The 14,424-nt window shown below is 65.3% G+C and carries 10 protein-coding genes; 8 read left to right on the forward strand and 2 right to left on the reverse strand.

The features are described from left to right. The first annotated feature begins 6 nt into the window (after nucleotides 1-6). The 7 genes from AC3B5Q_RS08520 (at nucleotide 7) to AC3B5Q_RS08550 (ending at nucleotide 9,216) form a co-directional block, all read left to right on the forward strand. Nucleotides 7-1,059 carry an AI-2E family transporter gene (locus AC3B5Q_RS08520; RefSeq protein ID WP_021785488.1) on the forward strand — a complete coding sequence of 351 codons (1,053 nt, stop codon included), beginning with the start codon at nucleotides 7-9 and terminating at the stop codon, nucleotides 1,057-1,059. 238 nt (nucleotides 1,060-1,297) lie between these two features. Further along, nucleotides 1,298-1,387, forward strand: a complete 90-nt coding sequence (gene kdpF, locus AC3B5Q_RS08525; protein ID WP_003251485.1) for a K(+)-transporting ATPase subunit F — start codon at nucleotides 1,298-1,300, stop codon at nucleotides 1,385-1,387. 9 nt (nucleotides 1,388-1,396) lie between these two features. Then, complete coding sequence (kdpA, locus tag AC3B5Q_RS08530) at nucleotides 1,397-3,091, forward strand: potassium-transporting ATPase subunit KdpA (protein WP_488392977.1); 1,695 nt, start codon at nucleotides 1,397-1,399, stop codon at nucleotides 3,089-3,091. A 9-nt stretch (nucleotides 3,092-3,100) separates the two neighbouring features. Further along, nucleotides 3,101-5,155 (forward strand): potassium-transporting ATPase subunit KdpB, encoded by a 2,055-nt coding sequence (gene kdpB, locus AC3B5Q_RS08535; RefSeq protein WP_101196443.1) that lies wholly within the window; start codon nucleotides 3,101-3,103, stop codon nucleotides 5,153-5,155. Between the two features lie 10 nt (nucleotides 5,156-5,165). Continuing rightward, nucleotides 5,166-5,723, forward strand: a complete 558-nt coding sequence (gene kdpC / locus AC3B5Q_RS08540) for a potassium-transporting ATPase subunit KdpC (protein ID WP_488392978.1) — start codon at nucleotides 5,166-5,168, stop codon at nucleotides 5,721-5,723. A 146-nt stretch (nucleotides 5,724-5,869) separates the two neighbouring features. Further along, nucleotides 5,870-8,524, forward strand: a complete 2,655-nt coding sequence (locus AC3B5Q_RS08545; protein ID WP_488392979.1) for a DUF4118 domain-containing protein — start codon at nucleotides 5,870-5,872, stop codon at nucleotides 8,522-8,524. Continuing rightward, entirely contained in the window at nucleotides 8,521-9,216 is a 696-nt protein-coding gene (locus tag AC3B5Q_RS08550) for a response regulator (RefSeq protein WP_021785493.1), read from the forward strand. The genes AC3B5Q_RS08545 and AC3B5Q_RS08550 overlap by 4 nt, the downstream gene beginning before the upstream one ends. Before the next feature lie 63 nt (nucleotides 9,217-9,279). Here the strand turns inward: AC3B5Q_RS08550 and AC3B5Q_RS08555 are convergent, their stop codons facing one another. Together AC3B5Q_RS08555 and AC3B5Q_RS08560 are read right to left on the reverse strand one after the other, a co-directional pair. Continuing rightward, nucleotides 9,280-10,185: a LysR family transcriptional regulator gene (locus tag AC3B5Q_RS08555; RefSeq protein ID WP_488392980.1), complete on the reverse strand. Its 906-nt coding sequence runs from the start codon at nucleotides 10,183-10,185 to the stop codon at nucleotides 9,280-9,282. Nucleotides 10,186-11,134: 949 nt separating this feature from the next. Continuing rightward, nucleotides 11,135-14,065, reverse strand: a complete 2,931-nt coding sequence (locus AC3B5Q_RS08560; protein WP_488392981.1) for an aminotransferase — start codon at nucleotides 14,063-14,065, stop codon at nucleotides 11,135-11,137. 41 nt (nucleotides 14,066-14,106) lie between these two features. Between AC3B5Q_RS08560 and AC3B5Q_RS08565 the strand changes: the two genes are divergently transcribed. Further along, nucleotides 14,107-14,391 (forward strand): hypothetical protein, encoded by a 285-nt coding sequence (locus tag AC3B5Q_RS08565; protein WP_238090219.1) that lies wholly within the window; start codon nucleotides 14,107-14,109, stop codon nucleotides 14,389-14,391. Nucleotides 14,392-14,424 lie beyond the last annotated feature (33 nt).

Consider the following 14,424-nt stretch of genomic DNA (forward strand, 5'->3'; position numbering starts at 1 on the left):
ACCATCATGATTAACAATGATCGCCTGCTGGTCCAGATTCTGCTGGTGGCGTTGCTCGGTGCTGGCCTGTGGGTGATGGCACCGTTCATATCGGCATTGCTGTGGGGGGCCATCCTGGCCTTTGCCAGCTGGCCGTTGATGCGCTTCCTCACGCGCCTGTTGGGGGGGCGTGAGACGCTGGCAGCGGGCCTGCTGACCACGGCCTGGATCCTGATTGTGGCACTGCCGCTGGTGTGGCTGGGGTTCAACCTGGCCGATCACATTCGCGATGCTACGGCGTTTGTGCGTGATGTGCAGGTCGACGGCCTGCCCGATGCGCCGGCCTGGCTGGGCGGCATACCCTTCGTTGGCGAGCGCCTGGTCAACGGTTGGCAATCGCTTGACCAGCAAGGTGCAGCCTTGCTTGCCTCGATCAAGCCTTACTTTGGGCAGGTGGGTAACTGGTTGCTGGCTCGCAGCGCACAGATTGGCAGCGGCGTGCTGGAACTGACCCTGAGCCTGGTGTTCGTGTTCTTCTTCTACCGCGACGGGCCACGCTTGGCGGCATTCGTGCTGCGCTTGCTGCACCGGCTGATGGGCGAGCGCGCCGAGTATTACCTCGAGCTGGTAGCCGCTACCGTGCAGCGGGTGGTCAACGGGGTGATCGGCACGGCGGCCGCGCAGGCCATCCTGGCGCTGATCGGCTTCCTGATCGCGGGGGTGCCCGGGGCGATCGTGCTGGGGTTGGTGACCTTCATGCTCAGCCTCATCCCCATGGGGCCGCCGCTGGCCTGGATCCCGGCCACCGCTTGGCTGGTGTGGAAGGGCGAATACGGCATGGCAGTGTTCCTGGGCGTCTGGGGCACCTTCGTCATCAGTGGCGTGGACAACGTGCTCAAGCCGTACCTGATCAGCCGTGGCGGCAACCTGCCGCTGGTGATCGTGCTGCTGGGCGTGTTCGGTGGCTTGCTTGCCTTTGGCTTCATTGGCCTGTTCATCGGGCCGACCTTGCTGGCGGTCGGCTACAGCCTGTTGCTGGACTGGAGCCGTAACGCGGCGCAGCAGCCGCCACAACAATAAGCCTGTAACGGCCCTTTCGCGGGCAAGCCCGCACACAGGTGCCACACAGGCCTTAAAGGCTGTGCAGTGCCTGTGGGAGAGCGGGCGTGCCCGCGAAGAGGCCGTTACAGGCAGACCACAACGCTGATTTTTACGCATTCTTTATACCCACCCCCACACCCCGCTCTCGCCCCTTTACGCCCCTCCCTCGGACAATTTCCCTAAAGCGGCCCAAGCCGTAACACGGGGAGAACCACATATGAACATGCTCGACGGGCTGTCACTGCTGCTGGCAGTGGCATTGGCGTTTTATCTGCTGGTGGCGCTGCTGCGCGCCGATCGCAGCTAGGGAGCGGCCATGCACAGTTACGATTTCGCCTTGCTCCTGGCATTTTTCGCCATTGTGCTGCTACCGGCACCCTGGCTCGGGCGGTTCTTCTTCAAGGTCATGGAGGGCCAGCGTACCTGGCTGACGCCTGTGCTGGGCCCGGTCGAGCAGGGCTGTTACCGGCTGGCAGGTGTGAACGCCAACCAGGAGCAGGACTGGCGGCAATACGCACTGGCCCTGCTGGCGTTCAACCTGGTCGGCTTCCTGCTGCTGTTCAGCGTGCTGCTGTTGCAGGGCTACCTGCCACTCAACCCACAGCACCTGCCTGGCCAGGAATGGTCACTGGCGTTCAACACCGCCGTCAGTTTCGTTACCAATACCAACTGGCAGGCCTATAGCGGTGAGGCGTCGGTCAGCTACCTGAGCCAGATGCTTGGCCTGACCGTGCAGAACTTTGTCAGCCCTGCCACCGGCCTGGCCGTGCTGGTTGCCCTGTGCCGCGGTATCGCCCGGCGCAGTGCGACGACGCTGGGCAACTTCTGGGTCGACATGACCCGTGCCACCCTCTATGGCCTGTTGCCGCTGTGCGTGCTGCTGGCGCTGCTGCTGGTCTGGCAGGGCGTACCGCAGACCTTTGCCGACTACGCCCACGCGCTGACCTTGCAAGGTGGCGATCAGACCATTCCGTTAGGGCCGGCCGCCAGCCAGATCGCCATCAAGCAGCTGGGTACCAATGGCGGCGGCTTCTTCGGCGTCAACTCGTCGCACCCGTTCGAAAACCCTACGGCCTGGAGCAACCTGTTCGAGGTGGCGTCGATCATCCTCATTCCGGTGGCTTTGGTGTTCACCTTCGGTCACTACGTGAAGGACCTGCGCCAAAGCCGCGCCATCCTCGCCTGCATGCTTGCCCTGTTCCTGATCGGAGGCAGCACGGCATTGTGGTCCGAGCACCAGCCGAACCCAGCGCTGGAAAGCGCCCAGGTGCAGCAGACCGCCCCCCTGGAGGGCAAGGAAAGCCGCTTCGGCACCACTGGTTCGGTGCTGTGGGCGGTCACCACCACCGCTGCCTCCAACGGTTCGGTCAACGCCATGCACGACAGCCTGAACCCGCTGACCGGCATGGTGGCGATGGTCAACATGATGGTCGGCGAGGTGATCTTCGGCGGCGTTGGCGCCGGGCTGTACGGCATGTTGCTGTTCGTGCTGATCGCGGTGTTTCTGGCCGGGCTGATGATTGGTCGCACGCCGGAATACCTGGGCAAGAAACTGCAGGCCCGTGAGGTGCAACTGCTGGTGGCAACGCTGCTGGTGATGCCGGTCGGTGTGCTGGTACTTGGCGCCATCGCCGCCAGCTTGCCCGGCCCGGCCGGGGCGGTCACCAACCCGGGGGCGCATGGTTTCAGCCAGTTGCTGTACGCCTACACCTCGGGCTCGGCCAACAACGGCTCGGCCTTTGCCGGCTTTGGTGCCAACACCGTGTATCACAACCTGATGATCGGCGTGGCCATGCTCATCGGCCGCTTCGGCTACATCCTGCCGATACTGGCGTTGGCCGGCAGCCTGGCGGCGAAAAAAAGCGCGCCGCTGGGGCAGAACAGCTTCCCCACCCACGGCCCGCTGTTCACCGGCTTGCTGCTGGTGACCATCCTGCTGGTCGGTGGCCTGACCTTCCTGCCGTCCCTGGCCCTTGGGCCAATCGCCGAACACCTTAGCCTGGGTTTTTGAGGACCGATCATGAACATGCCCATTCCTGAAGTGAATAGCCGGCACAGCGCCAAGGACCAGACCCGCTTCGCCGCGCTGTGGCGCCCGGCGCTGGTGCAGGCGTTCGTCAAGCTCGACCCGCGTCAGCTCAAGCGCTCCCCGGTAATGCTGGTGGTGGCCCTGACCGCAGTACTGACCACCGTGCTGTGCTTTGCGCCCGGCGGCGGCGTGAGCACCGGCGTTGCGGTGCAGATTGCCCTGTGGCTGTGGTTCACCGTGTTGTTTGCCAACTTCGCCGAGGCGTTGGCCGAGGGCCGTGGCAAGGCCCGCGCCGACAGCCTCAAGGCCGGCAGCCAGGGCCTGACCGCTCAGCGTCGCCAGCGTGATGGCAGCTACGAGACGGTGGCTGCCAGCGCACTGCGCAAGGATGATGTGGTACGCGTGGTCGCCGGCGAAATGATCCCCGGCGACGGCGAGGTACTTGAAGGCATTGCGGCCGTCAACGAGGCCGCCATTACCGGTGAGTCCGCGCCGGTAATACGCGAATCAGGTGGCGACCGCTCGGCGGTGACCGGCAACACGCGGCTGGTCTCCGACTGGCTGCTTATCCGCATCACCAGCAACCCGGGCGAGTCGACCCTGGACCGCATGATCGCCCTGGTTGAAGGTGCCAAGCGGCAAAAGACCCCGAACGAAATCGCCCTCGACATCCTGCTGATCGGCCTGACCCTGATTTTCCTGATCGTGGTGGTGACCTTGCAGCCGTTCGCCCACTTCGTGGGTGGCAGCCTGCCGCTGATCTTCCTGGCCGCGCTGCTGGTGACGCTGATTCCCACCACCATCGGCGGCCTGCTGTCGGCCATCGGCATCGCCGGCATGGACAGGCTGGTACGGCTGAATGTCATTGCCCGCTCGGGCCGCGCCGTCGAGGCGGCCGGGGACGTGCATACACTGATGCTCGACAAGACCGGCACCATCACCTTCGGCAACCGGCGCTGTAGCGCGCTGCATGCAGCGCCGGGCATTACCACCAAGGAACTGGGGGAGGGCGCCTTGCTGGCTTCGCTGGCCGACGACACCGCCGAAGGCAAGTCGATTGTCGAGTACCTGCGCCAGTTGCACGACTTTGTCGAGCCGCCTGCCGGGCAGTTCGAAGCGGTGGCCTTTAGTGCCGAGACACGCCTGTCGGGCATCGACTTCCAGCAGCACCGCTACCGCAAGGGCGCCGTCGATGCGGTGCTGGCATTCGTCGGTATGCAACGCCTGGAAATGCCGGCAGCGCTGGCCCGCGAAGTCGAACGCATTGCGCAGAGTGGCGGCACACCGTTGCTGGTGTGCGTCGACAAGCGCTTGCTTGGCGTGATCCACCTCAAGGACGTGGTCAAGCCTGGTATCCGCGAGCGCTTCGCTGAGCTGCGCAAGCTGGGCATTCGCACGGTCATGGTAACCGGCGACAACCCTTTGACTGCGGCCGCCATCGCCGCCGAAGCGGGGGTCGATGACGTGCTGGCCGAGGCCACGCCCGAGAAGAAGCTGGCGCGCATTCGCCAGGAGCAGAATGAAGGCCGCCTGGTTGCCATGTGTGGCGACGGTGCCAACGACGCCCCGGCACTGGCCCAGGCTGACGTAGGCATGGCCATGAACGATGGCACTCAGGCTGCGCGGGAGGCCGCCAACATGGTCGACCTGGACAGCGACCCTACCAAGCTGCTGGACGTAGTCCAGGTCGGCAAGGAGCTGCTGGTCACCCGTGGTGCGCTGACCACATTCTCCATTGCCAACGACGTGGCCAAATACTTCGCCATCCTGCCGGCGCTGTTCGCTGCCATCTACCCGCAACTGGGCGTACTCAACCTGATGCAACTGGCCAGCCCGCAGAGCGCGATCCTGTCGGCCATTGTGTTCAACGCGCTGATCATCATCGTGCTGATCCCGCTGGCGCTGCGTGGCGTGCGCGTGCAGGCGGTCAGTGCGGCGCACCTGTTGCGGCGCAACCTGTTGATCTACGGGTTGGGTGGCATTGTGGTGCCGTTTGCCGGGATCAAGCTGATCGACCTGCTGCTCAATGCCCTGAACCTGGTCTGAGGAGGCCACCATGACTGCTTATCTACGCCCGGCATTGAGCCTGGCTTTGTTGATGACCCTGGTGACTGGCGCCCTGTATCCGCTGGCGGTGACCGGTATTGCTCAGGTCGCTTTCCCGAACCAGGCCAACGGTAGCCTGGTGCGCGATGCGCAAGGGCAGGTGCGGGGTTCGGCATTGATCGCCCAGGACTTCCAGGGCGATGGCTGGTTCCACTCGCGGCCTTCGGCAGGTGCCTACGCGACCGTGGCCAGCGGCGCCAGCAACCTGTCGCCGAGCAACCCGGCGCTGGCTGAGCGGGTAAAGGGCGATGCGGCTGCGTTGTATCAGGTGCAGCAAGGGCCGGTGCCGCAGGCGCTGCTGACCACCTCGGGCAGCGGGCTGGACCCGCACTTGCCACCTGAGGCCCTGGCCTATCAGATCCCGCGGGTGGCGGCGGCACGGCAGTTGCCGGTCGAGCGCTTGCAAGCCTTGCTGGAAGAGGCCACCCTCCACCCTTTGATCGGCCCGCCGGTGGTCAACGTGCTGGCGTTGAACCAGGCCTTGGAAAAGCTCGCCATTGTCAGGTAATCGAAGCACTGGCAGGAAGCCTGTAGGAGCGGGTTCACCCGCGAATGCGGTGGTGGTGCCACTGACGTATTCGCGGGTAAACCCGCTCCTACAGTTAAGGGCTTTCCCTGAATTGGCCGACTGCTGGAAAAAGCAAAGGATGAAACATGAGTGACTCCACCCGCGCCGATGCGCTGTTGGCCAACCTCCCGCGAAATGGCCGGGGCCGGCTAAAGGTGTTCCTCGGCGCCGCCCCTGGCGTCGGCAAGACCTTCGCCATGCTTCAGGCCGCCCACGCCCAGCAACGCCAGGGCGTGAAGGTGCTGGCCGGCGTTGTCGAAACCCACGGCCGCGCTGAAACCGAGGTGTTGCTCGCAGGCCTTCAACAGCAACCTCTGCTGCGCAGCCAGTACCGCGGCGTCACCCTCGAGGAAATGGACCTCGACGGCCTGCTGCGGGCCGCGCCGGCCTTGGCCCTGGTGGACGAACTGGCCCACACGAACGCCCCCGGCAGCCGCCACGCCAAGCGTTGGCAGGACGTACAGGAACTGTTGGCCGCTGGTATTGATGTATTCACAACGGTCAACGTCCAGCACCTGGAAAGCCTCAACGACAAGGTCCGCGACATTACCGGCGTGCAAGTGCGCGAGACCCTGCCGGACTGGGTGCTGCAGGAAGCGTTCGAGCTGGTGCTGATCGACCTGCCACCGCGAGAGCTGCTTGAACGCCTGCGTGAAGGCAAGGTGTACGTGCCCGAGCAGGCTCGGGCGGCCATTGATGCGTTCTTTTCGCAAACCAACCTCACCGCCCTGCGCGAGCTGGCCATGCAGACCGCCGCTGCTCAGGTCGATGCCGACCTGGCCCACGGCTATCGTCAGCGCGGCCAGGAAGCGCCGGCCTTGCGCGGCCGGTTGCTGGTGGGCATAGACGGTGACGACCAGGCCGAACGCCTGGTGCGCCATGCCAGCCGCGTGGCCCAGCGCCGCCACCTGCCCTGGAGCCTGGTGCATGTGGACAACGGCCGGCTACGTGACGAAACCGCACGGCATCGTTTGCAGGCCGCTCAGCAACTGGCCGAGCGACTGGGCGGGGAAGTGGTGCTGCTGCGTGCTGGTGAAGTGGCCCGCACACTGATCCAGCATGCTGCCGAGCGGCGGGCCAGCCTGGTGCTGGTCGGGCAGTCCCGTGACCGCCTGCGCAGGCGTTTGTTCGGCACCGGTGTGGCGGCGCGGCTGCTGCGCGAGAGTCATGGCCTGGAAATCAACGTGCTGGACCGTGATGTGCAGCCGCCAGCGCCGCGTTCGGCGGTGCGGCGGGTGTGGGTGTGGCGTCATTACCTGCTGGCGCTGCTGGCCACCGTGATGGCTGCGGGTCTGGCCTGGGCGGTGTCCAGTGTGCTCGCATTGCCCAATATCTCGTTGGTGTTCCTGGCGGCGGTGTTGCTGGTGGCGGTGCGCAGTAGCCTGGGACCTGCGCTGGCCTGCGCTGCGCTGTCGTTCTTGGTCTATGACTTCCTGTTCATACCGCCCAACTTCTCGTTCACCATCCAGCGCGAAGAAGACGTGCTGACACTGGTGTTTTTTCTGTTGATGGCTGCGCTTACCGGCAACCTGGCCGCGCGTCAGCGTCGCCAGTTGCAGGCGCTGCGCGAGACCCAGGCGCAGACCAGCCAGTTGCTCGACCTGTCTCGCCGGTTGACGGTAGCCACCGATCGCCAAGCCATATTCAAGGCTGCCGGCCAGCACCTGGGCGGCTGGCAGGACACCCAGGTGTGCTTGCTGGAGCGCAACGCCGAAGGCCAGTTGCAAGTGGCCAGTGGGGAAGCCCACACTTTCAGCGACACCGAACGGGCTGCTGCCGATTGGGCCTGGCAGCACGTGCAGGCCGCTGGCCACGGCAGCGATACCCTGCCCGAAGGCCGCTGGTGGTGGTGGCCGTTGGCGGTGGACGAGCAGCCTCTGGCGTTGCTGGGCGTGCGCCCGCGCACCGGGCGGCCGCTCAGCGACCCTCGCAGGCGCCTGCTCACTGCTCTTGGCCAGCCCTTGGCCCAGGCCCTGGCCCGCGCACGCTTGGCTGAACAGTTGGAAGCCGCACGCCTGCACGGCGAAACCGAGCAACTGCGCAGTGCCCTGCTGGCCTCCGTATCCCATGACTTGCGCACGCCGTTGACCGCCATGCGTGGCAGCATCGACAGCCTGCTGGCGTTGGGCGACGCGATTCCGGCTGAAGACCGCCGCGAGTTGCTGGAAGGCACCCGCAACGAGGCCGAGCGTCTTGATCGCTACATCCAGAACCTGCTGGACATGACCCGCCTGGGCCATGGCGGCCTCAAGCTGGCCCGCGACTGGGTGGCCCCGGCGGATATCGTCGGCAGTGCGCTCAACCGCTTGCGGGTGGTGCTGGCGCCGCTGCGTGTGCACACGGACGTGCCGGCCGAGCTGCCATTGCTGTTCGTGCATGCGGCGTTGATCGAGCAGGCGCTGGTCAACGTGCTGGAAAACGCCGCACGCTTTTCGCCGGCCAATGGTCGGCTTGAGCTGCAGGTGGCCGTGCATGACGACCAGTTGCGCCTGACCGTCAGCGACCAGGGCCCCGGCATTCCCGTGGCCGACCGCGAGAAGATCTTCGACATGTTCTATACCGCCGCCCGTGGTGACCGCGGTGGGCAGGGTACCGGGCTGGGCCTGGCTATCTGCCAGGGCATGATCGGTGCCCATGGCGGGCAGATTCTGGTGGGCGAAGGCATTGATGGCCAAGGCACCAGCATCACTTTATGCTTGCCGCTGCCTCCTCAACCTGAAGCCGATAGCGAAACCCCATGAGCCAGTCCGCCACCCTGTTGGTCATCGACGATGAACCGCAGATCCGCAAGTTCCTGCGTATCAGCCTGGCCTCGCAAGGCTACAAGGTGCTGGAGGCAGCCACCGGTGCCGAAGGGTTGGCCCAGGCGGCACTGGGCAAGCCGGATCTGGTGGTGCTCGACCTGGGGCTGCCGGACATGGACGGCCAGCAGGTACTGCGTGAATTGCGTGAATGGAGTGCAGTGCCGGTGATGGTGTTGTCGGTGCGTGCCAGTGAAGTGCAGAAGGTCGATGCGCTGGATGGTGGCGCCAATGACTATGTGACCAAGCCGTTCGGTATCCAGGAGTTTCTCGCGCGCGTGCGGGCTTTGCTGCGCCAGGTGCCACAAGCTGGCGGCTCGGAAGTGGCGGCCTGCTTTGGGCCGCTGACGGTGGATTTTGCCTTCCGGCGGGTGACGCTCGATGGTGTGGAGGTGGCATTGACACGCAAGGAGTATGCGTTGCTGGCGCTGTTGGCCGGGCACCCCGGGCGGGTGATTACCCAGCAGCAACTGCTCAAGGATATCTGGGGGCCTACCCATGCGGAGGATACCCACTACCTGCGGATCGTGGTCGGGCATCTGCGACAGAAACTGGGCGATGACCCCACGGCGCCGCGGTTCATCATTACCGAGGCGGGGGTTGGGTACAGGTTGGTAGCGCCGACAGCATAATCCGCTCCCACAGCCCAAAGGGTTCGTCGGGCGCCTGCTGGGCAGGGTCTCGTACAAGGGATATCAGGCCCTGGGGGGTTCCTTCTCGAACAGCTGGCGCATGACTTCCAGGTAGCGCCGCGCGCCCAGGCCCAACGGGCGCGACTTGATCCAGATAATGTCTACCCACAAGCGCAGTCGGCTGGCCATATTGTCGAAGCGCACCTCGGCGAGTGCGCCCGAGGCAATCAGCGGTTCAACCAATGGCTGCGGCAGGTAGGCCCAGCCCAGCCCGGACTGCACCAGGTCCAGCGTGGCCAGGTAGCTGTCGGTCAGCCAGATGCGCCGGGACAGGACCATGCGCGGGTCCGATCCGGTGGCCTTGCCCGAGGCCACGATGATCTGCCGTTGTTCGGCAAAGGCCTCCTCCGGCAGTGGCGTACCGCTGTTCTGCCCGGCCGGATGGCGCGGTGACGCTACGGCCACCAGCAGTTGGCTGCCGGCTTCGAGGAATGACTCGCGCTCGTCGATGCCGGGCCGTTCGAACACCAGGGCCAATTGCACACTGCCGTCATGCAGCAGGCGAATGGCCTCGGTCTGGGTGGCCGAACGTACCTCGACTTCCAGGCTGGGAAATGCCTGGGCGAGGATTTCCAGCGGTTGGTTCCAGGGGCCGGTCTGCAACTCGGGCGCCATGGCGATGGTCAGGCGTTTTTCCAGGCCTTTGTGCAGTTGCAGGGCCTGGGCGTCGAGCAGGTTGAGCTGGCAGATCACCTGCCTGGCCTGGGGTTCAAGGGCCAGGGCCGCGCTGGTGGGCAGGGCCTTGCGCGTGGCCCGGTCGAACAGCGGCAGGTCCAGCTCGGCCTCAAGCTGGGCGATCGCCATGCTCACGGCTGAAGGTACGCGGCCCAGCTTGCGGGCGGCGGCGGAGAACGAGCCGGCGTCCAGCACTGCGAGGAAAATTGCCAGGGAGTCGCTGGAGAAGGCCATGTTCGGTGAACCTGATGTTGGGGCGTTGTGAGCGAATAGTAATGGATGGGATTGCGAAGGGTAGGGTTTGAAGTATTCGGTGTTTGTGAGATCGAACGCCGCCTGTATGGCGGTAGAGGTGCGTCGCCTGGGAGATCGAGCGCCGCCCGCGCGGCGCATCGGGAGCTGCGCTCGCTCCTACGTTTGTTTCGGGCCAATCATTCCTGTGGGATTTGTGCGCGAACGCCTTGGCGCATGGCTCGATATCGCGTCGTACAAACAAGGCGGTCGCGCGCGCCTGCCACAGGCGTTACTGGCCAGAAACAAACGTAGGAGCGAGCGCAGCTCGCGATGCGCCGCGCGGGCGGCGCTCGATTTCTGCCACCCCCTAAAACCCACGGCAAACACACCCGGCCATTACGCAACGTCATGCCGGGCGGTGTGGCCTTGAGGGTATGGTGGGAGAGGTGCGTCGCCTGGGAGACCGAGCGCCGCCTGTATGGCGGTAGAGGTGCGTCGCCTGGGAGATCGAGCGCCGCCTGTATGGCGGTAGAGGTGCGTCGCCTGGGAGATCGAGCGCCGCCTGTATGGCGGTAGAGGTGCGTCGCCTGGGAGATCGAGCGCCGCCTGTATGGCGGTAGAGGTGCGTCGCCTGGGAGATCGAGCGCCGCCTGTATGGCGGTAGAGGTTCAGCGCCTGTTAGATCGAGCGCCGCCCGCGCGGCGCATCGCGAGCTGCGCTCGCTCCTACGTTTGTTTCTGGCCAGTAACGCCTGTGGCAGGCGCGCGCGACCGCCTTGTTTGTACGACGCGATATCGAGCCATGCGCCAAGGCGTTCGCGCACAAATCCCACAGGAATGATTGGCCCGAAACAAACGTAGGAGCGAGCGCAGCTCGCGATGCGCCGCGCGGGCGGCGCTCGATCTAACAGGCGCTGAACCTCTAAAGCCCAACACCCCAACCCAAAACCCTACAGCCCTTCACCCAGCACCCGGTCAATACAATCAACAAAGTAATCCACGCTGGCCCGGCTGGTACACATCGGCGGTTTGATCTTGAGGATGTTCAGGTAGTCGCCAGTTGGCTGCATGAAGATACCCAGATCCCGCAACCGGTCGCACAGCAGCATGGTCTCTTCGGTGGCCGGCTCCAGGGTGTCGCGGTCGCGCACCAGCTCCAGCCCCAGATAGAAGCCCGAACCATGTGCCGCACCGGCCAGCGGATGCTTGTCGACCAGCGCCTGCAAGCGTGCCTTGAAGTAGCGCCCGGTGTCGCGGGCGTTGTCCCACAGGCCTTCTTCCTGCATGACATCCAGCACCGCCATGCCGATGCGGCAGCTGACCGGGCTGCCTCCGGCCGAGGAAAAGAAGTAGCCCTCGGCCTCCAGCGCCTCGGCGATTTCGCGACGGGTGATGACCACGCCCAGTGGCTGGCCGTTACCCATGCCTTTGGCCATGGTAATGATATCCGGCACCACGCCCTGTTCCTCGAAGCCCCAGAAGTACTCGCCCAGGCGGCCATAACCCACCTGCACTTCGTCGGCGATGCACACCCCGCCGCGGGCGCGGACCTTGGCATAGGCGTCGCGCAGGTAGCCTGCGGGCAGCGAGATGCCGCCGGCATTGCCGTACACCGGCTCGCAGATGATGCCCGCCAGCTGACGGCCACGGGCGTCGAGGTCTGCCAGCTTGGCGTCGACGTCTTGCAGGTAGTCGGCGGCGCTGTCGGCCCCGCGGAAACGACCGCGGAAGGTGTTCGGTGCTTCGACCGGGTGTACCCAGTCCGGGCGGGTTTCCAGGGCTTGGGGGTTGTCGGCGATCGACGTGGAGATGGCATCGGTAGCCACTGACCAGCCGTGGTAGGCCTCCAGCACGCTGAGCAGGTCGCGCCCGCCGCTGTAGGCCCAGGCCAGGCGAATCGCCAGGTCGTTGGCCTCGGTGCCGCTGTTGACCATGAACACCCGGTCGAAACCTTCGGGGGCCAGGTCCAGCAGGCGTTCGGAGAACTCGGTGATCGCCGCGTAATGGAAGCGCGAGTTGGTGTTCAGCAGTGACCACTGCCGCGCCGACTCGGCAACCATGCGTGGGTGGCCATGGCCCAGCACCGCGACGTTGTTGAGCATGTCCAGATAGGAACGGCCCTGCATGTCGATCAGGTAGTTGCGCCAGCCGCGCTCAATGTGCGGCGGTTGCGCGTAGTAGTGCTTCTGCGAGCGGGCGAAGCTGGCATCGCGGCGGGCCAGCAGCGCTTGCGGATCGGGTAGCGGCTCGGCATCGCAATCGAAACCCAATAATGTGGCTGGCGACGGGCACAGGGCCAGCCACGCAGCAGCCTGTGACGGCGTGGCGAAGAAGGGGGGCTGGATGCTGTTATCCAGGCACAGTTGTACGCTGAGGATACTGCCGCTGCTGCCCAGGGGCTGGCCTTTTTCCACGGCCTGGCCGTCTGCCGGTGCGTCTTCCAGGCCTTGCAGCCACAAAGCCCAGTGCACGGTGCGCAGACAGCCACGGCCGTCGCCATGACGCTGCCAGGTGCCGGCTGCTGGCGCTTGCACAGGGCTGCCGTTGGGCACATGCAGCTCGACGCCAAGGGCGCAGGTGGCTGGCTCTTCGGGGCGGTCGATATGGGTTTGCGACAGGCGATATTGCCCGTGCAGGCTGCAGGCCGGTGCGGCTTGCGAGGTCAGCAGTTGCTGGTCGTAACCGGGTTGTTCCCAGTTACCGGCCTCGAAGTGTTCGCTGAGTACCCCCAGGTCCACCCGTGTGACAGCCTGCCCGGCCAGCTCGGGGAGCAGGGGGGCGCAGCCGTTCAAGTCCGGCGCCGCGGGTTGCAGGCCCGCAGCCTGCAGAATGGCCGCCTCCATCAGGGCGAAAGGCACGGCGGTGGCCGTGTCGAAAATTTCCCATTCGTGGGCAATGTTGTCGCGGGTGTACTGGTTGCCCGGGTCGACGGCTAGCTGTTGTTCGCTGCTCAGCACCAGTACGGCAGCGCGGTTCAGTACCAGCGGCCACAGGGCGCGCAGTTCGGCCTCGGTCAGCGGGTTGAGCGCCTGGTAGGCCTGCACGGCTGGGAGGATGCGCAGCGGGTCGCCCTCGGCGTGGTGCAACAGCGCAGCGCAGGTCACCGACAGGTCGGCGATACGCCAGGTGCGCAGCAGGTCGCCAAAATCGATCACGCCTTGCAGTTGCCACTGACGCTGGGCATCACGGGCCCACACGGTGTTGTCGTCGGTGATGTCCAGGTGCACGGCCTGACTGGGCAGTTGATCGACCAGCGGCATCAGGTGCTCGTTGGCCTGTCGCGTGGCGTGTTCGATGCGGGCGCGTAGCCCACTGTCCTGCAGCACCGGTAGCAGGTGATCGATCAGTGCCCCGGCATGCTGCGGGTCCCATTGCAAGGTGCGCGCAAGGCCTGGGTGGTCGAAATGGGCAAGCGCCTTGTCCAGCTTTGCACAGAGCCCGCCCAGCTCGGCCATCAGGCGTGGCTCCATGTGCTTGAGGCGGGTCAGCGGTTGGCCTTCGATGTAATCGAGCAGGCGCAGGCGCAGTGGTTGCGCGTCGATGTCCAGTTCCAGCAGCCCCATGCCGTTGTGGGCTGAGCGCACGGCGGGTACCGGCAAGCCTTGATCGCGCAGGAAGGCCAGGGCGGCGTGCTGGGCTTCAAGCTCCAGCTGGGCATAGCTGCCGTGGCAGGCCTTCAGCACATAGCCACCTTGCGGCGTGACCACGCGAAAGTTCAGGTCTTGCTGGCTGCCCAGTAGCGACAGGTTGCCGGCAAGGCCGTAGTGGGCCTGCAGCACAGCGTGTGCCTGGGCTTCGCTCAGCGTTGGGCTGGGCAGGCCGGAGCGCTGGATCAGGGTGGCCAGGGCGGGGGAAGCGGGCTGGGGTTGGGGGCTGGACATGGGATCTACCGTGGGTACTGGGAGGTGACGGTGGAGAATTTATGCCCGATCCGGCTGATGATGGAAGACGATTATTGTCAGAAAAATTGATCACTGCTGCATTGCGTCAGGGCGGCAAGGCGCCTGCCTTGGTTTTTGTGGTGTTGCGTAGATCGAGCGCCGCCCGCGCGGCGCATCGCGAGCAAGCTCGCTCCTACATTTGTTTCGGGCCAATTATTCCTGGGGCAGACGCGCGCGTCCCCTTGGCGCTCAACTCGACATCGTGGGGAACAAACAAGGCGGTCGCGCGCGCAGGCACAGGCGATACTGGCCCGAAACAAATGTAGGAGCGAGCTTGCTCGCGATGCGCCGCGCGGGCG

It is taken from the genome of Pseudomonas sp. D5(2026) (assembly GCF_057766845.1).